The sequence below is a fragment of the Streptomyces sp. MNU76 genome (assembly GCF_020982545.1).
Classification (GTDB): Bacteria; Actinomycetota; Actinomycetes; order Streptomycetales; family Streptomycetaceae; genus Streptomyces.
Genome location: NZ_JAJKLK010000021.1, coordinates 448,253 through 471,586, shown reverse-complemented (window position 1 = coordinate 471,586; position 23,334 = coordinate 448,253). Strand labels below are relative to the sequence as shown.

Genomic DNA, 23,334 nt, shown 5'->3' with positions numbered 1-23,334 from the left:
AGCTGATAGGCCGCGGGCTCATCCTTCACCGCCGGAGCTTTCCACCACCAAGAGATGCCCCCAGTGGTTGTATCCGGTATTAGACCCCGTTTCCAGGGCTTGTCCCAGAGTGAAGGCAGATTGCCCACGTGTTACTCACCCGTTCGCCACTAATCCCCACCGAAGTGGTTCATCGTTCGACTTGCGTGTGTTAAGCACGCCGCCAGCGTTCGTCCTGAGCCAGGATCAAACTCTCCGTGAATGTTTACCGGTAATCCGGTGCACACACACGAGAGCGGAACCACCGGAGGAATAGTCCGATGGTTCACAGCATCCTCGCTGTGTTTGTTTCAAAGGAACCTCGCCCCAACCGGAATCGGCTGGGAACGGGGTATCAACATATCTGGCGTTGATTTTTGGCACGCTGTTGAGTTCTCAAGGAACGGACGCTTCCTTTGTACTCACCCAAGCTGTTCTCGGGCTTTCCTCCGGGCAGTTTCCCTTCGGTCTTGCTGTCTTGCGTTTCCGACTCTATCAGATCGTTTTCGGATCCGATTTCCTCGGTGCTTTCCAGGTTTCCGCTTCCGCGTTTCCCTTTCCGGCGGTTCCGACTCTATCAGATCCTTTCGGGCCTGATTCCCAGTCAGCGGGAGTTGTCTTCGCGGCTGTTGGGCCGTTCCGACGAGTGAGACTTTAGCGGATTCCTGGCTCCCGAGCTAATCGGGGGCTGCGTCCTTTCGAACGCGGATTCCTCATTTCGCAAATTCGTATACCAAGGCACGACGACGGATCGTCGATTGTTGGTGGTTACCTGCGGAATGGCTGTCCGGGGACCGACCGAGGTCGGCGCTCACGTCGGACAACCCGGAGAACACTACGTATCGGCTCGGGGTGTGTCAACTCGCTGCCGATCGGCCTCTCGCGGGCGTAGCCTGGCCCGCATGACTACACGTACGTGTCGCCAGCAGTGGTGGGCCGCCTGACGGCGGCCGTACACACGTATGTACTCAACGGCCGCCGCCCTGGCGGCCGTTCTCGTTTGTCCCCTCTGAGGGTCGGCCGCCCGGTGGCGGCGGTCCTGATCAGGAGGTGGAGAGATGACACGGGTCTTCAGCGGTATCAAGCCGACAGGGCATCTGACGCTGGGGAACTACCTGGGGGCCGTGCGGCGGTGGGCCGAGGTCGACCAGCACCGGACGGACGCGCTGTTCTGCGTCGTGGACCTGCACGCGCTGACCGTGGACCACGATCCTGCCCGGGTGCGCAGACTCAGCCGGCAGGCGGCGACGCTGTTGCTGGCGTCGGGGCTGGATCCCGAGCTGTGCACCGTCTTCGTGCAGAGTCATGTGGACGAGCACGCGCGGCTCTCGTACCTGTTGGAGTGCGTGGCCACGGACGGTGAGATGCGGCGCATGATCCAGTACAAGGAGAAGGCGGCGCGGGAGCGGGAGCGGGGCGGGAGTGTCCGGCTCTCGCTGCTGACGTATCCGGTGCTGATGGCGGCGGACATCCTGGCCTACGGGACGGACGAGGTGCCGGTCGGGGACGACCAGAAACAGCACGTGGAGCTGACGCGGGATCTCGCGGTGCGGTTCAACCAGCGGTACGGGCAGACGTTCGTCGTGCCCCGGGCCACCCCGCCGAAGGTCGGGGCGCGGGTGATGAATCTGCAGGACCCGACGTCGAAGATGGGGAAGACGGACGACGTCGGGCCGGGGATCGTCTATCTGCTGGACGAACCGGATGTCGTGCGGAAGAAGGTCATGCGGGCCGTGACCGACAGCGGGCGGGACGTCGTGTACGACCGGGAGGGGCGGCCGGGGCTCTCGAATCTGCTGGAGATCCTCGCGGCCTGTGAGGGTGGGAACCCCGAGGACCTGAGCGGTGTATATGAATCGTACGGAGCACTGAAGAAGGACACCGCAGAGGCCGTGGTCGAGCTCCTCAGACCCGTACAGGAGAGGCACAAGGCGTTGTGCGCGGATCCTGCGTATGTGGAGGGGGTGCTGCGGATGGGTGCGGCGAAGGCCAGAGAGATGGCTCGACCGAGGGTGGATGAGGCGTATCGGGCGATCGGTCTTCTGGCCGGTTGACCGCGGGCGGCGTCAGCTGTTGTTGCCGGAGGCCAGTTCGCGGCTGCGGTCGCGGGCGGCCTCCAGTGCGGCGATCAGTGCGGCGCGTACTCCGTGGTTCTCGAGTTCGCGGATCGCGCTGATCGTCGTGCCGGCGGGAGAGGTGACGTTCTCGCGGAGCTTGACGGGGTGTTCGCCGCTGTCGCGGAGCATCGTGGCCGCGCCGATGGCGGACTGGACGATCAGGTCGTGGGCCTTGTCCCGGGGCAGGCCGAGGAGGATGCCCGCGTCGGTCATGGCTTCGACCAGGTAGAAGAAGTACGCCGGGCCGGAGCCGGAGAGGGCGGTACAGGCGTCCTGCTGGGACTCGGGGACGCGGAGCGTCTTGCCGACGGCGCCGAAGATCTCCTCGGCATGCGCGAGGTCGGCCTCACTCGCGTGGCTGCCCGCGGAGATCACGGACATGGCCTCGTCGACGAGGGCAGGGGTGTTCGTCATGACACGGACGACGGGGGTGCCGGCGGCCAGGCGCTCCTCGAAGAAGGAGGTGGGGATGCCCGCCGCGCCGCTGACGACCAGGCGGTCGGCGGGGGTGTGCGGGGCCAGTTCGTCGAGGAGAGTGGCCATGTCCTGGGGCTTGACCGTGAGGATGAGCGTGTCCGCGGTCTTCGCCGCCTCGGCGTTGGTGACCGGGGTGACGCCGTAGCGGGTGCGGAGTTCCTCGGCGCGCTCGGGTCGGCGGGCGGTGACCAGGAGGTCCGCGGGCGCCCAGCCGGCTCGGATCATGCCACTGAGCAGGGCCTCGCCGATCTTGCCGGTGCCGAGGACTGCGACTTTCTGGCTCATGGTGCGGGTGCCCTCCGGGGGGGTGCGTCGTCCTGGGGCCATCCTCGCACCAGGGGCGGGCGTCCGGCTGCCGTGTCCGGTGGGCGGAACGTCGGGCATGGGCTCGGTGGCCGTCAGGTCGTCCGGCGGCGCAGGGTGGCCGCTCCCAGGGTCAGGACCAGCAGGGCGCAGCCGGCGACGATCGCGACGTCGCGGACGAAGGTGGCGGTCATGTCGCCGTGCAGCAGGACTTCGTTCATGCCGTCGACGGCGTACGACATGGGGAGGACGTTGGAGATGGCTTCCAGCGCGGGGTGCATCTCGGGGCGCGGGGTGAACAGGCCGCAGAGCAGGAGCTGGGGGAAGATCACGGCCGGCATGAACTGGACGGCCTGGAACTCGGAGGAGGCGAAGGCCGAGACGAAGAGACCGAGGGCGGTGCCCAGCAGGGCGTCGAGGAGGGCGACGATCAGGAGGAGCCAGGGTGAGCCGATGACGTCCAGGTCGAGGAACCAGAGGGCCAGACCGGTGGCGAGGGCGGACTGGATGATCGCCAGGGTGCCGAAGGCCAGGGCGTAGCCGGCGATGAGGTCTCCCTTGCCGAGGGGCATGGAGAGGAGGCGTTCCAGGGTGCCGGAGGTGCGTTCGCGCAGGGTCGCGATCGAGGTCACCAGGAACATCGTGATCAGCGGGAAGATGCCGAGGAGTGAGGCGCCGATGGAGTCGAAGACGCGTGGGTTGCCGTCGAAGACGTAGCGGAGGAGGAAGAGCATCACGCACGGGATGAGGAGCATCAGGGCGATCGTGCGCGGGTCGTGGCCGAGTTGGCGGAGGACTCGGGCGGCGGTGGCGGTCGTGCGGGAGTAGCTGAGGGCCCTGGAGTGGGGTGTGGGGTGGGAGATCGAGGGCTGCGGGGCGTGGGGGCCACGTCCGTGTTCGGTGTCGTCGTCATCGCGTCGGCTCCTTCCGGTGTGTGTCGGTCGCGGCTGGGGGCGTGGTCGCGGTGGCCTCGTCGACGAGGTGGAGGAAGGCCGCTTCGACCGTTTCCGTGTGGGTGCGGGTGCGGAGGGCCTCGGGGGTGTCGTCGGCGAGGATCTCGCCCTCGCGCATGAGGAGGAGGCGGTGGCAGCGCTCGGCCTCGTCCATGACGTGGGAGGAGATCAGGAGGGTGGCGCGGCGCTCGGCGGCGATGGTGTCGAAGAGGGTCCAGAGCTCACGGCGCAGGACGGGGTCGAGGCCGACGGTGGGCTCGTCGAGGACCAGGAGTTCGGGTGTGCCGAGGAGGGCCACGGCCAGGGAGACGCGGCTGCGCTGGCCGCTGGAGAGCTTGCCGGCGAGGGCGTCGGCGTGGGTGGTGAGGGCCACGTCGGCGATGGCCCGGGTGACGTTCTCGTCGCGGCGGTCGGCGGCGGCGCGGCCGGGGTCGAGGATCGCGGCGAAGTAGGCGAGGTTCTGGCGGACGGTCAGGTCGTCGTAGACGGAGGGGGCCTGGGTGACGTAGCCGATGCGGGAGCGGAGGGTGGCGTCGCCTGCGGGTCGGCCGAGGACGTCGAGGGTGCCGGTGACCTTGGCCTGGGTGCCGACGATCGCTCGCATCAGGGTTGATTTGCCGCAACCGGAGGGGCCCAGGAGGCCGGTGATCTGGCCTGGGGGGACGACGAAGTCGAGGTTGCGGAGGACCGTGCGGGGGCCTCGGGCGACGGTGAGGGCCTGGGCGTGGACGGCGGGGCGTGGAGGGGGCGCGGGGTCGGGGTGGAGGTGGAGTCTCCGGAAGGTAATTCATCATGTGATGAATATTGCGCAGGGGCGGGGCGTCGTCAAAGGGAGGCGCGGCTGCATCCGGGCGCCGAGCGGCGGGCGGGCGCGGGTGACAGGAGGGCGGCGCGGCGGGAGCGAAACGGCGCGGGCGCTCGGTGGGGTTGGGAAGGCGGGCGTCCGCTGAGGTGCGCTTCCGGTGCGGGGTGGCGGTCATGGGAAAGGGGTGCGGCGAATGCTCGCTTTGGGTGACAATTGATTGCGGAGCGTGGCCATGCGGAGGGGGTGCTCGGCCGCGTCGTGCGCCCGGGTGACCTGTGCGGCGGACTCCTGCCGTGAGTTCTCGTGATCACCGTCGGGTTCCCTCCCCTGGCTCGGGACTGCGCATCTCCTGTCGGGCACTCCTGTCGAACCTCGGCTGCCGGAGGTGTGTGTCTCGTGCGTAATGCCTTGGGAGCGTTTCAGGGACGGTTACGGCTCCGGCCATGGCTAGGGGGCCCGGGTGCTGTGCCGTGGCGAGGGGAGTTGGCCGCCTCGGTCGTCGTGTTCCTGGTGGCGCTGCCGTTGTGTGCGGGGGTCGCGGTGGCGTCGGGGGTGCCGGCGGAGTTGGGGCTGGTCACGGGGATCGTCGGAGGACTGGTCGTCGGTGCGTTGCCAGGGAGCAGCCTCCAGGTGAGCGGGCCGGCGGCCGGGCTGACGGTGTTGGTGTACGAGGCAGTGCGGGCGTACGGGCTGTCGGCGCTCGGTGTGCTGGTGCTCGGCGCCGGAGTGCTGCAGCTCGTGTTGGGGGTGTTGCGCTGGGGGCGGTGGTTTCGGGCCGTGTCCGTGGCCGTGGTGCAGGGGATGCTCGCCGGGATCGGGCTGGTACTGGTGGCGGGGCAGGTCTACGCGATGGGGATGCGGCCGCGCCCGGGCGGGGATCGAGAAGGTCGCGGGGCTGGGGTCGTTGCCCGGGGCTGTGGATCCCGTGGCGCTCGCGCTCGGGGGTGCCACGGTAGGTGTGTTGGTGGTGTGGCCCCGGTGGCGGTGGGGAGCGCGGTTCGCGCCGGCGCCGTTGGTGGCTGTCGGGAGCGCGGCCCTGGTCACGGGGGTCTTCGAACTGGGGGTGCGACGGGTCGAGGTGCGGGGGTTGCTGGAGGCCGTGCGGGTGCCGACGGTCGATGACCTGGGGTTGCTCGCGGAGGTGGGGGTGGTCGGGACCGTTCTCGCCCTCGCGCTGATCGCCTCCGCCGAGTCGCTTTTCGGCGCGGCGGCCGTGGACCAGTTGCACGACGGCCCGAGAACCGACTACGACCGCGAGTTGGTCGCCCAGGGCGCCGGGAACGTGCTGTGCGGGGTGCTCGGAGCGCTGCCCATGACGGCGGTGATCGTACGGAGCGCGGCGAACGTGCGGGCGGGGGCGCGGACCAAAGCCTCACGGATGCTGCACGGGCTGTGGCTGTTGCTCTTCGCCGCGTTGCTGCCCGGGATGCTCGGCGTGATCCCCGTGGCGGCACTGGCCGGGTTGCTGGTGTACGCGGGGTGTCGGCTGGTGCCCGTACGGGAGTTGGGGGTGCTGTGGCGGGGGCGGGGGCACGATCGCGGGGAGGTGGTGGTGCTGGGGTGACCGCCTCGGCGATCGTCGTCTGGAACCTCTTCGAGGGGTGCTGGTGGGGCTCGCGTTGGCGGTGGTCAAGACGGCGTGGGACATCAGCCAGGTCCATGTGGAGATCGAGGACCGGGGGGAGATGGGGGTGGTGGTACGGGTGGTCGGGAACGCGACGTTCCTGCGGTTGCCAAAGCTGCTGGACGCGTTGGACGGGGTGCCTCGGGAGCGGGGTGTGCGGCTGGAGTTGGGCGGGCTGTGGCATGTGGATCACGCGTGTGCGGCGGCTTTGGAGGCGTGGAGAGCGGGGGTGGCCGTGGAGCGCGGGGCGGGTGCAGGAGGGCCCGGTGCAGGAGGGCCCGGTGCAGGAGGGCCCGGTGCAGGAAGGGTTGATGCAAAGGGGCCTGGTTCAGGGGCGGATGGCCAGTAGCAGGTCCACGTCGTAGGTCTCCTCGATGGTTTCTGTGGGGAAGAGCTCCCGGAGGCGCGCTCGTTCCTCGGCGAGGAACTCGGCGGTGGCGTCTTCGCCCAGGATCAGGAACGTCGAATGACTGGCGATGTTGGCCAGATGGGTGTCGAGGGAGACCTCGCGGCTCCAGCGGAGTTCGCGGCGGGTGAAGTCGAGGAGCCCCGCTGTGTCGGTGAGGGCGGCGGCCGCACCGGAACCGCTCTTCTCGATCGGGGTGCCGGCGTCCACACCGAGGAAGCGGTGGATGCGGGTGGTGGAGTCGGCGATCCAGGGGATGTCGGCGGCGTCGGAGTTCCACCAGAGGGCGAGTACGCCGCCGGGGCGCAGTACGCGGACGGCTTCCGGGACCGAACGGGAGGGGTCGGTCCAGTGCCAGGACTGGGCGTAGGTCAGGAAGTCGGTCGAGGCGGTGGCGACGGGGAGGGCGTTGCCGTCGCCTCGGACGACGGGGTGGGGGGTGGGAGCGGCGGAACTGGGCGGCCATGCCCGCGCCGGGTTCGACGGCCAGTACATGGGCGCCCCGTCCGTGGAGGAGCGCGGTGGAGATGCCGGTGCGCGCCTACGTCGACGGTGCGGGAGCCGTGGAGAGGGCGGGGACAGGGCTTCGACGGTGTCGAACAGGGTGGGTGGGTAGGAGGGCGGTTCGCCGCGTACTGGGCTGCGGCGGTGTTGAAGGAGTGGGCTCGGGTGCTGTGGGAGGGTGGGGCCCGGGTGAGGGCGAGAGGTGGTCATGGGGCATCGTGGCTTGCGGTGGGGGTATGGGGAGGGTTTGTCGGCCTCCGCCGCCCCAACCCGCTCGCGCGGTTCCCCGCGCCCCCGGGGGGCTGCGTCAAGGGCTGCGGCGCTTCGCCGGGTTGCCGGTGCGCTTGGCTGTGCGGCGGTCGTACCGGTCGCGGGCCGTCGTGTATTCCTCGCGGTGGAGGGCCTCGCCCGGGGCCTCCTTGAGGGAGCGGAGGAAGTAGGCGGTCAGGGAGCCCAGGAAGCCGATGGCGAGGAGGCCCCGCAGGGAGGACTGGCGGTCCGGGTCGGGGCGTTCGGTGTAGGAGCCCCAGGTGTGGCCGAAGGCCAGCGCGCTGCAGATGGCGAACATGATCACGACCAGGATGCTGACGAAGCCGCCGACCGCCGCCAGCTGCAGGCCCTCGTAGGCCAGGCGCAGCATCAGGGCTGACGCGACCACGGCGGCGAGCGAGCCCGCGGTGACGCCGGCGCGGCGGGCCGAATAGTTGCCGTCGTGATTCAGCCAGGTCGTCCCGAAGAAGCGGATGGGTTCGGGGCGAGGGCCCGCAGGGGTGGTCCCGGCCGCCGAGGGCGCCTGGCGCTCCCGCGGTTCCGCCGACTCCTGCTGCGCCTGCCGCTCCCGCCGCTCCGCCCGGATGTTCTTCGGTTCATCGCTCACGCGTCGATTATCGCCCCGGGTCGACATGGGCCGGGCGGCGGCATCGGGAGTGGGGTGGCCTCTCCGGGGAGGCCTTGTGGCTTCGCCGCTTCGCCGCGGCACCCCGGGTGCGGGGTACCGCGGCGAGCTGTCTCTCCACGAACGGTGTCCGGGCGTCCCCTACCGGTCAGCCGCAGCGGCCGGCCACGTAGCCGTCGCTGCCGGTGTAGACGTACGCGTCGGAGATGTACTGACCGTTGTCGATGTTGTCCCAGAGGTTCGTCGTGCCGTACGGACCGGAGATGGTCTGGCCCGGGGTCTGGCAGTAGATCGGCACCCTGGCGCCCTCGGAGAGGACGCGGACGATGCCGTAACTCGTGCTCGGGCCGCTGCGGACGTTGAGGCGGACACCCGGCGCGACCGAGTAGTACCGGACGGCCGCGGTGACCGCCGCCGCGGTGGCCGCCACGGTGGCGGTCCGCTCCCCCTCGCCGTCACCCGTGATCTCTTCGGCATGCTCGACAGACATGGCTGAACTCCCCCCGTTTGAAACTGCTTTGAAACCCGTGCGAACCCCGTTTGGTCCCCATGCAAGCCATGGGGACCCTTTGATACCCCTGAATCAGGACACGCACACCTGTGCGTTTTTCGCACGCGCAGGCTAGCAAGCCGCCTCTGTCCGGTACGTGTCATCGACTAGGCTCCGAGCGTCGCGAGAGCGGCCGAAACAGCACGGGGGTGGACCCATGGCACCGCAGCGGGGCACCGGGTCGGGAGCAGAAGCGGAACTTCCCGAGTACTCCGGTCAGTACCGCCTGGAGTCGTGTCTGGGATCTGGCGGCATGGGTGTCGTCCATCTGGCCACCTCGACCTCGGGGCTACGGCTCGCGGTGAAGGTGGTGCATGCCGAGTTCGCCAAGGACCCCGAGTTCAGGGGCCGTTTCCGACAGGAGGTGGCCGCCGCCCGGCGGGTCAGCGGCGCCTTCACCGCACCTGTCGTCGACGCCGACACGGACAGCCCCCGGCCCTGGATGGCCACCCTCTTCATCCCCGGCCCCACCCTCGCCGAGCACGTCAAGCGGAACGGGCCCATGCCACCCGGCCAGTTGCGGCGGCTGATGGCCGGACTCGCGGAGGCCCTGCGCGACATCCACCGCGCCGGCGTGGTGCACCGGGATCTCAAGCCCAGCAACGTTCTGCTCGCCGAGGACGGCCCCAAGGTCATCGACTTCGGTATCTCCCGGCCGAAGGACAGTGAACTGCGAACGGAGACCGGCAAGTTGATCGGTACACCGCCGTTCATGGCCCCCGAACAGTTCCGGCGGCCCCGGGAGGTCGGGCCCGCCGCCGACATCTTCGCCCTCGGTTCGGTGACCGTGCACGCGGCCACCGGTCGCGGCCCCTTCGACTCCGACAGCCCCTACGTCGTCGCCTACCAGGTCGTCCACGACGAGCCGGACCTCACCGGCGTGCCCGACAACCTCGCGCCGCTCGTCCGCGCCTGCCTCGCGAAGGAGCCCGACGACCGGCCCACCGCGGACCAGCTGATGCACGAACTCCGGTCCGTGGCGGCCTCGTACGACACCCAGAGCTTCATACCGTCCCAGCGGGACCGGGAACGGGAGAGGGAGCGGGAGAAGGAGAGACGAGGGGCGGGGTGGGCTGGGGCCGTCCCGGACGGCAGGGAGCACGGGGACACGAACGCTGGATGGAGGGAGGCCGAGAGCTCCGGCACCCACACCAGAACCGGCACCAGCCCCGGCACCGGCACCGCGACAGACACGAACACCGGCACCGGCACCGGCACCGATACGGACACGCACACGGGCACAGGCCCGGGCCCGAGGTCCGGTGCAGGTGTCGGTGATGGTCGCAGTGAGTCCGGGGCGCCCCGCGACAGTGAGCCTGGACGCGGGGCCGGTTCGGTCGGCAGGCGGTTGCGGCGGCGGGCCGTTCTGGTCGCCGCCTCGCTGGTGCTCGTCGCGGGAGGCGGGTTCGTCTCGGCGCGGATGCTGGGCGGTGACGGCGGGCGGGCGGACGGGGCCGCGGCCACTCCCCGGGCCAGTCGTGCCGCGGCCGCCTCGCCCGCGCTCGAAGCCTGGGCCACCAAGCCCGCGGCGAAGAACGGGAGCGTGCCGCAGTGCTCGTACGGGGCCGGGAAGCTGCTCTGCTCCCAGCCGGGGCTGGTCTCCGCGCTGGATCCGGCGGACGGCAGCGTGCTGTGGCGGCACACCGTCGAAGGCGTGGGCGCGCCGGGCACGGGTGCCCCGCCCGTCGAGGCCGGCGGGCTGGTGCACGTACTGACAGACCACAACCGCCGGGTCCAGGCGCTCGATCCGCACACCGGCAAGGCGCGGTGGGAGCGGGACCTCTCCGTGTACGGCGCCCAGCGGTTCGCGGGCGGCATGCTGCTGCTGACCTCAGCCGACGGAACGGTCACCGGGGTGGACGGCGCCACCGGCGACACCGTGTGGAGCCGCCGGATCCCGGGGCAGCCGGAGGCGTACTTCACGTCGTTCGACGGCGACCGGTCGGCCTACGTGGCGAGCGTCACCGGCGCGGGCACGGGGGCTCGGACCCGGGTCACCGCGGTGGACCCCGAGACGGGCGACGTGCGGTGGGACGCCCGGCTGGACGGTCAGCTGGAACCCGTGGGGGCCCAGGACGGCTCCCTCCTCTTCGCCGCGATCGGGGGCGCCTACCCCGACACGGTCGCCGTGGTCCGGTACGACCCCGGCACCGGGAAGACCGTCCGGGTCGAGCTGCCCGTACGGCTCGAACAGGCGCACGCGGTGGTGCGGGGTGATGTCGTGTACCTGCTGAGCGGCGCGAGCGGCGCGCTCGTGGCCGTCGACATGAAGGCCCGCGCGCAGGTGTGGCGGACCGAGACGGGGGTCGCGCGGAGTTCGACACCCGTCGTCGGCGACCGGTATGTGTACTTCACCTCGTCCGACGGCCGGGTGCTCGCGGTCGACGTGCGCAAGGGACGGATCAGCGGGGACACACCGGCACGGCTCGGCGAATCGGACCGCCTCACCGGCGCCCTGCCCCGGCCGGTGGTGATCGACGGCCGAGTCTGCGCGGGCGCGCTCGACGGGACCGTGCTCGGCCTGGACGGAACCGACCCGGCGAGCTGGTGAGACGGCGGCCGGCCCCACAAGCCGTACACGACCCGTACACGACCGAGGGCCGTCCCCACCGGGGAACGGCCCTCACTCGTACGGGACTCGTGCAGCCGTCGCTTTCGTACAGCCACAGCCGTCGTGCGGGACGGCGGACCGCGGACGGCGCCGGCCCTCAGCCCAGCTTGCTGACGTCCCGGACCGCGCCCTTGTCGGCGCTGGTGGCCATCGCGGCGTAGGCGCGCAGCGCGGCAGACACCTTGCGCTCCCGGTTCTTCGGGGCGTAGACGCCGTTCAGCGCCTGCTCGCGGCGGGCCAGTTCGGCGTCGTCGACCAGCAGCTCGATCGAACGGTTCGGGATGTCGATGCGGATGCGGTCGCCGTCCTCGACGAGGGCGATCGTGCCGCCGCCGGCCGCCTCGGGCGAGGCGTGGCCGATGGACAGTCCCGAGGTGCCGCCGGAGAAACGGCCGTCGGTGATCAGCGCGCAGGACTTGCCCAGGCCCCGGCCCTTGAGGTACGAGGTCGGGTAGAGCATCTCCTGCATGCCGGGGCCGCCCTTGGGGCCCTCGTAGCGGATGACGACGACGTCGCCCTCCTTGATCTCCTTCAGCAGGATCTTCTGGACGGCCTCCTCCTGCGACTCGCAGACGACCGCCGGGCCCTCGAAGGTCCAGATCGACTCGTCGACGCCTGCCGTCTTCACCACACAGCCGTCGACGGCGAGGTTGCCCTTGAGCACCGCCAGGCCGCCGTCCTTGGAGTAGGCGTGCTCGGCGGAGCGGATGCAGCCGCCCTCGGCGTCCTCGTCCAGGGCCTCCCAGCGCTCGGATGTGGAGAACGCCTCGGCGGAGCGGACGCAGCCGGGGGCCGCGTGCCACAGCTCGACGGCCTTGGGCGACGGGGAGCCCCCGCGCACGTCCCAGGTCTTCAGCCAGTCCGCGAGGGAGGGGCTGTGGACGGAGTTCACGTCCTCGTTGAGCAGGCCCGCGCGGTGCAGCTCACCCAGCAGGGCCGGGATGCCGCCGGCGCGGTGCACGTCCTCCATGTAGTACGTGCGGTCCTTGGCGACGTTCGGCGCGACCTTGGCCAGGCACGGCACGCGGCGCGAGACGGCGTCGATCTCGTTCAGGCCGAACGGGACGCCCGCCTCCTGGGCGGCGGCCAGCAGGTGCAGGATCGTGTTGGTGGAGCCACCCATGGCGATGTCGAGGGCCATCGCGTTCTCGAAGGCCGCGAAGTTCGCGATCGACCGCGGCAGGACCGTCTCGTCGTCCTGGTCGTAGTAGCGGCGGGTGATGTCCATGACCGTGCGGGCCGCGTCGATGTACAGCTGCTTGCGGGCCGTGTGCGTGGCCAGGACCGAGCCGTTGCCCGGGAGGGAGAGGCCGATGGCCTCGGTCAGGCAGTTCATCGAGTTGGCCGTGAACATGCCGGAGCAGGAGCCACAGGTCGGACAGGCGTTCTCCTCGATACGGAGGATGTCCTCGTCCGAGATCTTGTCGTTCACGGCGTCGGAGATCGCGTCGACCAGGTCGAGCGTGCGGACCGTGCCGTCGACGAGGGTGGCCCGGCCGGACTCCATGGGGCCGCCGGAGACGAAGACGGTCGGGATGTTGAGCCGCAGGGCGGCGTTCAGCATGCCCGGGGTGATCTTGTCGCAGTTGGAGATGCAGATCAGCGCGTCGGCGCAGTGGGCCTCGACCATGTACTCGACCGAGTCCGCGATCAGGTCGCGGGAGGGGAGGCTGTACAGCATGCCGCCGTGGCCCATCGCGATGCCGTCGTCCACGGCGATCGTGTTGAACTCGCGCGGGATGCCGCCGGCCTCGCGGATGGCCTCGCTGACGATCCGGCCCACCGGCTGGAGGTGGGTGTGGCCCGGCACGAACTCGGTGAAGGAGTTCGCGACCGCGATGATCGGCTTGCGGCCGATGTCCGCGCCCGGTACACCGGAGGCGCGCATAAGGGCGCGGGCGCCCGCCATGTTGCGGCCGTGGGTGACTGTGCGGGACCTCAGCTCGGGCATCGTCGCTCGCCTCGCTCCTTCGGAGAGTAATGACTGAAGTCGAGCGTACGCCGGTCATCCAGGGGATGGACACGATGACCGAAATATGGGACGCCCGTCTCGGTTTCCGAGTACGAGCCCGGCCCCGTTGCTCCTGCTCCCGTCGGCCCCACCCCTGCCCCTGCCCGCTGCCCCTAGGAGGGCGCGGTGAGGTGTGCCTGCACCACGGGAGCCACCCTTGCGATGATCTGCTCGGGATCCGCCGACGCCAACGGCTCCACCTTGATCACATACCGCAACATCGCGATGCCCACCAGCTGCGCGGCGGCCAGTTCCGCCCTCAGCTCCGCGTCCGGTACGTCCAGGCGGTCGGCGATGCGGCGGAGCACCTGCGTGGCGATGATGCGGCGGAAGACGGCGGCCGCGGCCTCGTTGTTCACGGCGGAACGGACGATCGCGAGCAGGGGCGCACGGGTCGCCGGGTTCTCCCAGACGCCGAAGACGAACCGGGTGAGCCGCTCGCCGGCATCGCCGAGCGGACCCTCTTCGACGGCCTGCGGAGCCTGCATGGCGGGGCCGAAGGAGAGGGTGATGGCGGCCTCGAACACCTGCTCCTTCGTGCCGAAGTAGTGGTGCACCAGGGCCGAGTCCACCCCGGCGGCCTTGGCGATGCCGCGTATGGACGCCTTGTCGTAGCCGCGCTCGGAGAACTCCTCGCGGGCCGCCGCCAGGATGCGGTCGCGGGCGGCGGGCGTGTCGGCCGATTCCGTACGGGAGGGCCGGCCCCTGCGGCGGGGGTGCCCGGGGTCACGGTCGGGGACCCGCGCGGCGGAGGCGAGATGCAGCCGGGTGAAGGCGAGCGCCTCCGCCAGGTCGGCCTCGCGCTCGGCGGCGGACATGGCGCGGCGAGTGTTGACCTCGATCACGACGTGACCGTCGAAACCGCTCAGGGCGAGACGTTCCAGCAGCTCGGCGCAGGGCTGGCTGCCGCGGCCGGGGACGAGGTGCTCGTCCTTGGCCGACCCCTTGCCGTCCGCCATGTGCACATGGCCGAGGCGGTCGCCCATGCGGTCGACCATGTCCAGGGCGTCGGTGCGGGAGGTCGCGGCGTGGCTGAGGTCGATCGTGAAGTGCCGGTAGTCGTCGTTCGTGACGTCCCAGTCGGGGGCGTACGCGAGCATCTCGCGGTCGCGGTAGCGCCAGGGGTACATGTTCTCGACGGCGAACCGGACGTCCGTCTCGTTCGCCATCCGCCAGATCCCGGTGACGAAGTCACGCGCGTACTGGCGCTGCCAGCGGAACGGGGGGTGCACGACGACCGTGCTCGCGCCGAGCTTCTCGGCGGCGGCCTGGGCGCGCTGGAGCTTGACCCACGGGTCGGTGGACCACACGCGCTGGGTGATCAGGAGACAGGGCGCGTGGACGGCGAGGATGGGGATCTGGTGGTAGTCGGAGAGGCGGCGCAGGGCCTCCAGGTCCTGGCTGACCGGGTCGGTCCAGACCATGACCTCCACGCCGTCGTACCCGAGGCGTGCGGCGATCTCGAAGGCCGTGGCCGTCGACTCCGGGTACACGGAGGCCGTGGACAGGGCGACCTTCGCGTCCGGGATCCGTACGGGTTCTGCCACGCGGCACAGCCTAACGGGGTGGGTTTGCTCGTGTGGGCCTGGGGCTGGTTGTCGGCCGGGGTTGCCAGCTGCTTGCCGGGGCGTGCGTACGAGGGTGGATTAGCTCGATCCCGGCTCTTCAGGGGCGCGGGGAACCGCGCGAGAAGCCCCACCGGACCCGCACCCGCCCACAAACCAGTCCTGCCTCCCCTACGCCGTCCCCATGTGATCCAACCGCCGCAGGATCACACCCTCCCGAAGCGCCCAGGGACAGATCTCCAGCGTCTCCACCTCGAACAGATCCATCGCGGCCTCCGCCACCAACGCCCCCGCGAGGAGCTGGTTGGCCCGCCCCTCGGACACGCCGGGCAGGGCGGCTCGTTGCGCGGTGGTCATACCGGCGAGCTTGGGAACCCAGGACTCCAACGCCTCGCGCTTGAGGTCGCGCTGGACGTAGAGGCCCTCGGCGGAGCGGGCGGCGCCGCCGATACGGGCGAGCTGCTTGAAGGTCTTGGACGTGGCGACGACGTGGTCGGGGGCCCCGAAGCGGCTGAACTCCCCGACCGTACGGGCGATCTGGGCCCGGACATGACGGCGCAGGGACCGGATGTCGTCGGGGTGGGCGGGTCCCGGGGAGCCAGCCGGCGGTGAGGCGGCCGGCCCCAGGGGCAGCGAGGCGGCGGCGTCGGGCTCCTCGTCTATGCCGTAGGCGATCTCCAGCGAGCCGCCGCCGATGTCGAGGACGAGGAGCTTGCCGGCCGACCAGCCGAACCACCGGCGGACGGCGAGGAAGGTCAGCCGGGCCTCCTCGGCGCCGGTGAGGACCTGGAGCTCCACGCCGGTCTCGTCCTTGACACGGGTGAGGACGTCGTCGGCGTTGCTGGCCTCACGCACAGCCGACGTGGCGAACGGGAGCAGCTCCTCGACTCCCTTGTCCTCGGCGGCCTGGAGCGCCTCGTGGACGACGGCTATGAGTTTGTCGACCCCTTCGGGGTCGATGGCCCCGGCCTCGTCGAGGAGTTGGGCAAGGCGCAGTTCCACCTTGTGCGAGTGCGCGGGCAGGGGGCGCGCGCCCGGGTGTGCGTCCACCACCAGCAGATGCACCGTGTTCGATCCCACGTCGAGGACACCGAGTCTCATGGGCGGAACGCTACTGCCAGCGGAGGCGTGCGCCGTCCTCGATGCGGCTTCGGGCGCCGTACCCTGGACGGGTGCCAAAGACGAAAAAGGCAAAGGCCGACAAGTCGGCAGCGGGAGCGGCGTCGGGGACGGCTGCGGCCGGCGGCTCTTCGCGGGCGAAGGCGGCGACCAGACCACCGAAGTCGACGAAGGGCTCGGCGGAGTCCACCGCACCGGACGAGAAGGGGCTCGATTTCGCGCGCGCGTGGGTGGAGTTCCCTGATCCGGCGGACGACGAGCAGGTCTTCCGCTGCGATCTGACATGGCTGACCTCTCGCTGGAACTGCGTCTTCGGCAGCGGCTGCCAGGGCATCCAGGCGGGCCGCGCGGCCGACGGGTGCTGCACCCTGGGTGCCCACTTCTCGGACGAGGACGACGAGAAGCGTGTCGCCGAACATGTGGCGAGGCTCACTCCGGAAATCTGGCAGTTCCACGATGTGGGCACGGAGACGGGCTGGGTCTCGAAGGACGAGGACGGCGACCGTCAGACCCGCCCGTACAAGGGGTCGTGCATCTTCCAGAACCGCCCGGGCTTCGCCGGGGGTGCGGGCTGCTCGCTGCACATCCTGGCGCTCCAGGAGGGGCGCGAGCCGCTGGAGACGAAGCCGGACGTCTGCTGGCAGTTGCCGATCCGCCGCACGTACGACTGGATCGACCGGCCCGACGACACACGGGTGCTCCAGGTGTCGATCGGCGAGTACGACCGTCGCGGCTGGGGCCCGGGCGGTCACGACCTGCACTGGTGGTGCACCTCGGCGACCTCGGCGCACGGCGCGGGCGACCCGGTGTTTGTCTCGTACCGCCCGGAGTTGATCGAGCTGATGGGCAAGGAGGGGTACGACCGCCTGGTCGAGCTGTGCGAACAGCGGCTGGCGTCCCGCCTGCCCCTGGTGGCACCGCACCCGGCGGATCCGACTGCTCCTGCGGAGCCTGCGGGCCGGTGAGCGGGTTGGCGGCGCCCCCGCCGGTCTACGGCCCCGGTGGCGGGTCGCCGCCTCCGTCGCCCGGTGGTGTCGTGGGGTCGCCCGGGTCCGTGGGGGCCGGGTCGGTCGGGGTCGGCGTGGGATCCGGCTGGGCCGGGCCGGTCGGCGTGGGGTCCGGGTCGGCGGTCGGCGGTGGGGCGGTGGGCCTCGGGGGCCCGGGTCCGGGACGGGCGCGGTGGGCCGGGGTCGACCGGCGGTGTCGGCGCCGGACCGTAGCCCTCGATCGTCACCACGGCGTCCGCCGGAGCCAGGTTCACCCGCGCGGTCCAGTACCCGGAGGGCTCGCTCAGCTGGTCGACGTACACCTTGATCGTCACAGACTCGCCGGGTTTCAGGGTGCCGGAGGACTGGCTGAGGTAGAGCCAGTCGGCGCCGGTGCGGGCGGACCAGCGGACGGGTGCGTCCCCGGTCGCTTCGAGGGTGATGAGGGTGGTGTCGCCGTCGTTCGCGGCGGTGATGGAGAGCGCGCCCCGCCCCTTGCCCTGGGTGACCTCCACGGACACGTCGTCCGACGCGTGCTTGCCTCGGCCGTGGCGGGCGTCGGACCTGTTCCGGGCGTTGCCGGCGGTCTGGTAGGCGTCGCCGCTGCCGTCGCCGACGGTGCCGTCGCCGTCGCCCTGCTCCTCGCCCGCGCTGACCGAACGGCCGTCGCCGCCCTCGCCGATGAGAGGGGCGCCCCGATAGGCGGCCCAGAGCGCGAAGACGGGCGCCGCGACCACGGTGGCGACGACGGTGGTGGTCACGGCCCGCGCGCGCAGCCGCTCCCGCCGGGCCGCACGGTCCCTCGGGTCCATGGGGAAGCCACGCCGGTCGAAGCGCGGGGCGCCGCCACGTGCGCGCGTGAGGTGGGCCATCGCGGGCCCCAGGGCGGCACGCGGCGCTTCGAGCACCGGCAGCGCGGCGGGCGTGACCGTGGTGCCGGGCCAGCGGCCGGGGACGGCGCGCTCGGCGGCGCGCCGGCAGACGGGGCAGTCGTCGACGTGCCGGACGAGTTCGCGGCGCAGGGTGGCGCCCAGGACGAGCTGATGGTCTCCGGTCAGCCGGGCGACGCTCGGACAGGCGCGGGTCTCGACGACCGCGAGGGCGGCACGGGTGCGCTCCACCTCGCAGGCGGCGGAGGCGAGCAGCTCCCGCGCGGCGGTCGGGTCCATGCCCAACACGGCGGCGACCTCGTGGGCGGTGAGCTGATGCCGTACGGCCAACTCCAGGGCCTCGCGCTGCTCGGGCGTGGTGCCGGCGGCCTCGGGCCAGGCGAGCAGGGCGAGTTCACGCCGTCGCTGCCGCTCCTCGTCCTCGGAGAGCGCGACGGCCCGGACGGCGGCGCTCTCGACGGCGCCCGCCTTCCCCGAGCGCCCCTTGTCCGGACGCTCTTTCTCCGAGCGCCCTTTCTCCGAGCGCCCTTTCTCCGAGCGGCCCTTGTCGGGATGCGTGTTGTCGGTCCCACCGCCGTGCCCCGGTGTGCGCGTGGAGGCATGCGCGGCCGGCCGCTTCTGCCGTACCTCGGCGAGCTTGCGCAGACATGCCCAGCGGGCCAGTGCGTACAGCCGGGCACGGCGGTCGTCGGCGGTGTCCGGCCCCCGGCGCCGCTCGGCGAGCGCGAGCACGTCGGCGAGCGCCGCGGTGGCCGCGTCACGGTCGCACAGCACGGACATGCAGTAGGTGAACAGGCCGTCCAGGTACGGCTCGTAGCGCGTCGACGGGTGCTGCGCCACCGCGCGCGCCGCGGCCCGATCGCGCGCCTCACGGTGCGCCCGGTGTGCGCCGGTGGTGCGGGTCGAGGTTTCCGGACTGATGCTCATCATTCATGGACGGTAGGCGCCCGGAACCAGCACCTTCTCGCCCCTTGAGCACATTTACTCCGTACGGGTGAAACGATCCCTCATAAGGGGACAGGAATCCCGCATTCCGCGGCGCACACGGAGCTTGGCCAAATGTTGTGCACTTAATTGACTGTCACTAGAAATTAGCCCTACCTTCCTCTCGGGAACCGAGTTACTGCCCAGTAAGAGCGAGCAACGTCCCCACCTCCGCGTCGACAGGAGCCCCACCCCATGGCCGTACGCACCCGACGCTCCACCCGCCGCTCCACCCGCCGCGCCCTCGCCGCCCTGGCCGCGACCGTGGTCCTCTCCCTGACCGGCGCCTCCGTCTCCGCCGCCGCCCCCCGGAGCGCCGCGCCCGCCGTCGAACGCCTCACCGGCACCCTCCCCGACGGCGCCGCCTGGATAGCGGACGTCCCCGAGAACTGGAACGGCACTCTGATCGTCTTCAGTCACGGCTTCGGCGTGACGGTGCCCCAGAACGCCCCCCGCGAGGCCGTACGCCTCCGCCTCCTCGAAGAGGGCTACGCCCTCACCGGCTCCTCCTACGACGTCAGCGAGACCCTCTGGGCCCTGGAGAGCGCGGAGCGCGACCAGGTCGCCACCGTCGCGGCGGTCACCGAGAGGATCGGCGAACCCACGCGCACGCTCTCCATCGGCCAGTCCATGGGCGGGCTGGTCAACGCCCGGCTGGCCCGCTCCGGCGCGGGCGGGATCGACGGCGCGCTGGGCCTGTGCGGTCTCGTGGCAGGAGCCAACGACCTGCACACCTACCAGCTCGACGCCGAGTACACGATCGCCCGGCTCCTGCTCCCCGACACTCCCGTGAAGCTGGTGGACTTCGCCTCCGAGGCGGAGGGCGCCACCACCGGCCGGCAGCTCACCGACGCCGTCGTCGCCGCCCAGAAGACCCCGCAGGGACGCGCCCGGATCGCCCTCGCCGCCGCCTACCTCAACCTGCCCGCCTGGGCGCCCGGCAAGGACCGCCCCGCCGCCGGCGACCGGGACGAACAGCAGGCCCAGCAGTACGCGTGGCTGGCCCAGGGCGTCCTCAATCGCGTCGAGCCCGCCCGCTTCCACGTCGAGAAGGCCCTCGGCGGCAACAACTCCGGGAACAAGGGCGTCGACTACGCGCGCGTGCTCGCGGGCTCCCAGCACGCACCCCTGGTCAAGGCCCTCTACAAGAAGGCCGGCCTCGACCTGCGCGCCGATCTGCGCGACCTGACCACCAACGCGAACATCACCGCCGACCCGGACGCCGTCGCCGCAGGCCTCCGCACGTCCTCCGCCGGCCAGGGCCTCGCCGTCCCCCTTCTCGACATCCACACCACCGCCGACGACCTCGTCCCCGTCGAGCAGGAGTCCCGCTTCGCCACCCGGGTCCGCGCCTCCGGCGACGCCGCGCAGCTCCGCCAGGCCTACGTCGAACGCCAGGGCCACTGCGCCTTCACCACCGCCGAGACGGTGGCCGCCCTGCACGCCCTGGAGTCCCGCCTGGACACCGGCCGCTGGGGCGCCTCGGCCACCCCGGCCGCCCTCCAGTCGGCGGCGACCGCCCTCGACCTCGACGGCGCGGCCTACATCCCGTACACCCCGGCCCAACTGACCATCGGCCGCCGCCCGTAGCGAACCGAGGATTCGCCGAGACGGCGAACCGGCCGCGAACGCGCGGAAGGGGCCGTGCCGGTGCGCAGCAGCCCGTCCCGCTCACAGCGGGCCCGGAGAACGGCTCGCCCTTGCCCCCGAGCAGTAGGGCAACACACGACGGGCTCTACGCACCGGCACGGCCCCGCCCACCCAAGCCGCCCCCGAACCCCACCGCAGCCCCTCCCAAGGCCCTCCCCACGCCCCCGTCCGGCCGACCGTCGAAGACTGTCAGTGCCCTCCGTTACGGTTCGTCCATGGCTGCCCGTACGAAGACCACGAAGGACCGCCCGTCCTACCGCTGCACGGAATGCGGCTGGCAGACGGCCAAGTGGCTGGGCCGCTGCCCCGAATGCCAGGCCTGGGGCACGGTCGAGGAGTACGGCACCCCGGCCGTCCGCACGACGTCCCCCGGCCGCGTCACCACCTCCGCCGTCCCCATCGCCCAGGTCGACGGCCGCCAGGCCACCGCCCGCTCCACCGGCGTCCCCGAGCTCGACCGCGTCCTCGGCGGCGGCCTCGTCCCCGGCGCCGTCGTCCTCCTCGCGGGAGAACCCGGCGTCGGCAAGTCCACCCTCCTCCTCGACGCCGCCGCCAAGTCCGCGAGCGCCGAGCACCCCACCCTGTACGTCACGGGCGAGGAGTCCGCCAGCCAGGTCCGCCTCCGCGCCGACCGCATCAACGCCCTGCACGACCACCTCTACCTCGCCGCCGAGACCGACCTCGCCGCCGTCCTCGGCCACTTGGACGCGGTCAAGCCGTCCCTGCTGATCCTCGACTCGGTCCAGACCGTCGCCTCGCCGGAGATCGACGGCGCCCCCGGCGGCATGGCCCAGGTCCGCGAGGTCGCCGGCGCACTGATCCGCGCCTCCAAGGATCGCGGCATGTCGACGCTCCTCGTGGGCCACGTCACCAAGGACGGCGCCATCGCGGGCCCCCGCCTCCTTGAGCACCTTGTCGATGTCGTCCTGCACTTCGAGGGCGACCGGCACGCCCGCCTCCGCCTGGTCCGCGGCGTCAAGAACCGCTACGGCGCCACGGACGAGGTCGGCTGCTTCGAGCTGCACGACGAGGGCATCACCGGCCTGACCGACCCCAGCGGCCTCTTCCTCACCCGCCGCGACGAACCCGTCCCCGGCACCTGCCTGACGGTCACGCTGGAGGGCCGCCGCCCCCTGGTCGCGGAAGTGCAGTCGCTCACAGTCGACTCGCAGCTCCCCTCCCCCCGCCGGACCACGTCCGGCCTGGAGACCTCCCGGGTCTCGATGATGCTCGCGGTCCTGGAGCAGCGCGGCCGCATCAGCGCCCTCGGCAAGCGGGACATCTACTCGGCGACGGTCGGCGGCGTGAAGCTGTCGGAGCCCGCCGCGGACCTCGCGATCGCCCTGGCGCTGGCCTCCGCGGCGAGCGACACCCCCCTGCCCAAGAACCTGGTGGCGATCGGCGAGGTGGGTCTCGCGGGCGAGGTCAGACGGGTCACCGGGGTGCAGCGCCGCCTGGCCGAAGCACACCGCCTCGGCTTCACGCACGCGCTCGTTCCGTCCGATCCCGGCAAGGTTCCTCCCGGTATGAAGGTCCTGGAAGTGGCCGACATGGGGGACGCGCTCCGGGTACTGCCCCGATCGCGTCGGCGAGAGGCCCCACGGGACGCGGAGGACCGCCGGTAGACTTTGCCCAGGTCTCGCCCGTCCGTACGAACCACGAGTGCGAAACGGGAGCGCCCCAGAACCTGCGACCGGAGGAGTGCAGTGGCAGCCAACGACCGGGCAGCAGCTCCCGGAAAGTCCGGTGGGAGCTCCGGTGCCGATGGCCTGATGCGCGCCTCACTGAGCGCCGTGGCCCCAGGCACGGCCCTGCGCGACGGGCTTGAACGGATTCTCCGCGGCAATACCGGCGGACTCATCGTGCTCGGCTTCGACAAGACCGTCGAGCCGATGTGTACCGGTGGTTTCGTCCTGGATGTCGAGTTCACGGCCACGCGCCTGCGTGAGCTGTGCAAGCTCGACGGCGGCATCGTGCTGTCCTCGGACCTGTCCAAGATCCTCCGGGCGGGTGTCCAGCTGGTCCCCGACCCGATGATCCCGACCGAGGAGACCGGCACCCGCCACCGTACGGCCGACCGCGTCAGCAAGCAGGTGGGCTTCCCCGTCGTCTCGGTCTCCCAGTCGATGCGCCTCATCGCGCTCTACGTCGACGGGCAGCGCCGCGTCCTGGAGGACTCGGCGGCGATCCTGTCCCGGGCGAACCAGGCCCTGGCGACCCTGGAGCGCTACAAGCTCCGCCTGGACGAGGTGGCGGGCACTCTCTCCGCGCTGGAGATCGAGGACCTGGTGACGGTCCGGGACGTCTCGGCGGTCGCCCAGCGACTGGAGATGGTCCGCCGTATCGCCACCGAAATCGCCGAATACGTGGTCGAACTGGGCACAGACGGCCGTCTTCTGGCCCTCCAGCTCGACGAACTGATCGCGGGCGTCGAACCGGAGCGCGAACTGGTGGTCAGGGACTACGTCCCCGAGCCCACCGCGAAGCGCTCCCGCACGGTGGACGAGGCCCTCCACGAACTCGACGCCCTCACCCACGCCGAGCTCCTCGAACTCCCCACGGTCGCCCGCGCCCTCGGCTACACCGGCTCCCCCGAGGGCATGGACTCGGCCGTCTCCCCGCGCGGCTTCCGCCTCCTCGCCAAGGTCCCGCGCCTGCCCGGCGCCATCATCGACCGCCTGGTGGAGCACTTCGGCGGCCTCCAGAAGCTGCTCGCCGCCAGCGTCGACGACCTCCAGACGGTCGACGGCGTGGGCGAGGCCCGCGCCCGCAGCGTCCGCGAGGGACTGTCCCGCCTGGCGGAGTCCTCCATCCTGGAACGCTACGTCTGACCGACCGCCTTCAGCCCACCCGGGCTCACCCGGCC

Annotated in this window: 14 protein-coding genes, 1 rRNA gene and 4 pseudogenes; 7 read left to right on the top strand and 12 right to left on the bottom strand. The window is 71.3% G+C overall.

Features of this window, described 5'->3' with window-relative positions:
• A 16S ribosomal RNA gene (locus tag E4N62_RS35065) occupies positions 1–241 on the bottom strand; the annotation flags it as partial.
• 835 nt (positions 242–1,076) lie between these two features.
• On the opposite strand from E4N62_RS35065, the gene trpS reads away from it, so the two are divergent.
• A complete protein-coding gene (gene trpS, locus E4N62_RS35060; protein ID WP_230220930.1) occupies positions 1,077–2,072 on the top strand; it encodes a tryptophan--tRNA ligase in 996 nt (331 codons plus the stop codon).
• 12 nt (positions 2,073–2,084) lie between these two features.
• Here the strand turns inward: trpS and proC are convergent, their stop codons facing one another.
• The 3 genes from proC to E4N62_RS35045 all read right to left on the bottom strand — a co-directional run bounded on the left by proC (position 2,085) and on the right by E4N62_RS35045 (position 4,655).
• Positions 2,085–2,897: a pyrroline-5-carboxylate reductase gene (proC, locus tag E4N62_RS35055; RefSeq protein ID WP_215448356.1), complete on the bottom strand. Its 813-nt coding sequence runs from the start codon at positions 2,895–2,897 to the stop codon at positions 2,085–2,087.
• 113 nt (positions 2,898–3,010) lie between these two features.
• Positions 3,011–3,778 carry an ABC transporter permease gene (locus E4N62_RS35050; protein WP_230220982.1) on the bottom strand — a complete coding sequence of 256 codons (768 nt, stop codon included), beginning with the start codon at positions 3,776–3,778 and terminating at the stop codon, positions 3,011–3,013.
• Positions 3,779–3,824: 46 nt separating this feature from the next.
• A complete protein-coding gene (locus tag E4N62_RS35045; RefSeq protein ID WP_230220981.1) occupies positions 3,825–4,655 on the bottom strand; it encodes an ABC transporter ATP-binding protein in 831 nt (276 codons plus the stop codon).
• Between the two features lie 483 nt (positions 4,656–5,138).
• Between E4N62_RS35045 and E4N62_RS35040 the strand changes: the two are divergent.
• Positions 5,139–6,646: pseudogene (locus E4N62_RS35040) on the top strand (SulP family inorganic anion transporter).
• Here E4N62_RS35040 and E4N62_RS35035 read toward each other — a convergent pair.
• The 3 genes and pseudogenes from E4N62_RS35035 to E4N62_RS35025 form a co-directional block, all read right to left on the bottom strand.
• Positions 6,626–7,386, bottom strand: a pseudogene (locus E4N62_RS35035) (class I SAM-dependent methyltransferase); the annotation flags it as partial. The pseudogenes E4N62_RS35040 and E4N62_RS35035 overlap by 21 nt on opposite strands.
• A 128-nt stretch (positions 7,387–7,514) precedes the next feature.
• Entirely contained in the window at positions 7,515–8,084 is a 570-nt protein-coding gene (locus E4N62_RS35030; protein ID WP_230220928.1) for an EamA/RhaT family transporter, read from the bottom strand.
• 166 nt (positions 8,085–8,250) lie between these two features.
• Entirely contained in the window at positions 8,251–8,592 is a 342-nt protein-coding gene (locus E4N62_RS35025) for an SH3 domain-containing protein (RefSeq protein WP_230220927.1), read from the bottom strand.
• A 217-nt stretch (positions 8,593–8,809) separates the two neighbouring features.
• Between E4N62_RS35025 and E4N62_RS35020 the strand changes: the two genes are divergently transcribed.
• A complete protein-coding gene (locus tag E4N62_RS35020) occupies positions 8,810–11,203 on the top strand; it encodes a serine/threonine-protein kinase (protein WP_230220925.1) in 2,394 nt (797 codons plus the stop codon).
• 157 nt (positions 11,204–11,360) lie between these two features.
• Here the strand turns inward: E4N62_RS35020 and ilvD are convergent, their stop codons facing one another.
• The 4 genes and pseudogenes from ilvD to E4N62_RS35000 all read right to left on the bottom strand — a co-directional run bounded on the left by ilvD (position 11,361) and on the right by E4N62_RS35000 (position 15,940).
• Positions 11,361–13,214 carry a dihydroxy-acid dehydratase gene (ilvD, locus tag E4N62_RS35015; RefSeq protein WP_230220923.1) on the bottom strand — a complete coding sequence of 618 codons (1,854 nt, stop codon included), beginning with the start codon at positions 13,212–13,214 and terminating at the stop codon, positions 11,361–11,363.
• A gap of 173 nt (positions 13,215–13,387) precedes the next feature.
• Positions 13,388–13,873: a TetR family transcriptional regulator gene (locus E4N62_RS35010; protein ID WP_230220978.1), complete on the bottom strand. Its 486-nt coding sequence runs from the start codon at positions 13,871–13,873 to the stop codon at positions 13,388–13,390.
• A gap of 129 nt (positions 13,874–14,002) precedes the next feature.
• Positions 14,003–14,821, bottom strand: a pseudogene (locus tag E4N62_RS35005) (sugar phosphate isomerase/epimerase family protein); the annotation flags it as partial.
• 189 nt (positions 14,822–15,010) lie between these two features.
• On the bottom strand, positions 15,011–15,940 hold the full coding sequence (locus tag E4N62_RS35000; RefSeq protein WP_230220921.1) for a Ppx/GppA phosphatase family protein: 930 nt from the start codon (positions 15,938–15,940) through the stop codon (positions 15,011–15,013).
• Between the two features lie 71 nt (positions 15,941–16,011).
• On the opposite strand from E4N62_RS35000, the gene E4N62_RS34995 reads away from it, so the two are divergent.
• Entirely contained in the window at positions 16,012–16,923 is a 912-nt protein-coding gene (locus E4N62_RS34995) for a hypothetical protein (protein ID WP_230220919.1), read from the top strand.
• Positions 16,924–16,948: 25 nt separating this feature from the next.
• Here E4N62_RS34995 and E4N62_RS48905 read toward each other — a convergent pair.
• Positions 16,949–18,764, bottom strand: a pseudogene (locus E4N62_RS48905) (hypothetical protein).
• Between the two features lie 249 nt (positions 18,765–19,013).
• Here E4N62_RS48905 and E4N62_RS34985 point away from each other — a divergent pair.
• The 3 genes from E4N62_RS34985 to disA all read left to right on the top strand — a co-directional run bounded on the left by E4N62_RS34985 (position 19,014) and on the right by disA (position 23,299).
• Positions 19,014–20,408, top strand: coding sequence for an alpha/beta hydrolase (locus E4N62_RS34985; RefSeq protein ID WP_230220917.1), 1,395 nt, complete (start codon positions 19,014–19,016; stop codon positions 20,406–20,408).
• A gap of 275 nt (positions 20,409–20,683) precedes the next feature.
• Positions 20,684–22,093 carry a DNA repair protein RadA gene (gene radA / locus E4N62_RS34980; protein WP_230220915.1) on the top strand — a complete coding sequence of 470 codons (1,410 nt, stop codon included), beginning with the start codon at positions 20,684–20,686 and terminating at the stop codon, positions 22,091–22,093.
• Positions 22,094–22,174: 81 nt separating this feature from the next.
• Positions 22,175–23,299, top strand: a complete 1,125-nt coding sequence (gene disA, locus E4N62_RS34975) for a DNA integrity scanning diadenylate cyclase DisA (RefSeq protein WP_045562654.1) — start codon at positions 22,175–22,177, stop codon at positions 23,297–23,299.
• The last annotated feature ends 35 nt before the right edge of the window (positions 23,300–23,334 follow it).

Excerpts from the sequence above, each read along its gene's own strand:
- radA (WP_230220915.1), top strand. The coding sequence starts at position 20,684 with ATGGCTGCCCGTACGAAGACCACGAAGGACCGCCCGTCCTACCGCTGC.
- E4N62_RS35000 (WP_230220921.1), bottom strand. The coding sequence starts at position 15,940 with ATGAGACTCGGTGTCCTCGACGTGGGATCGAACACGGTGCATCTGCTG.
- E4N62_RS34985 (WP_230220917.1), top strand. The coding sequence starts at position 19,014 with ATGGCCGTACGCACCCGACGCTCCACCCGCCGCTCCACCCGCCGCGCC.
- trpS (WP_230220930.1), top strand. The coding sequence starts at position 1,077 with ATGACACGGGTCTTCAGCGGTATCAAGCCGACAGGGCATCTGACGCTG.
- E4N62_RS35025 (WP_230220927.1), bottom strand. The coding sequence starts at position 8,592 with ATGTCTGTCGAGCATGCCGAAGAGATCACGGGTGACGGCGAGGGGGAG.
- E4N62_RS35020 (WP_230220925.1), top strand. The coding sequence starts at position 8,810 with ATGGCACCGCAGCGGGGCACCGGGTCGGGAGCAGAAGCGGAACTTCCC.
- ilvD (WP_230220923.1), bottom strand. The coding sequence starts at position 13,214 with ATGCCCGAGCTGAGGTCCCGCACAGTCACCCACGGCCGCAACATGGCG.
- proC (WP_215448356.1), bottom strand. The coding sequence starts at position 2,897 with ATGAGCCAGAAAGTCGCAGTCCTCGGCACCGGCAAGATCGGCGAGGCC.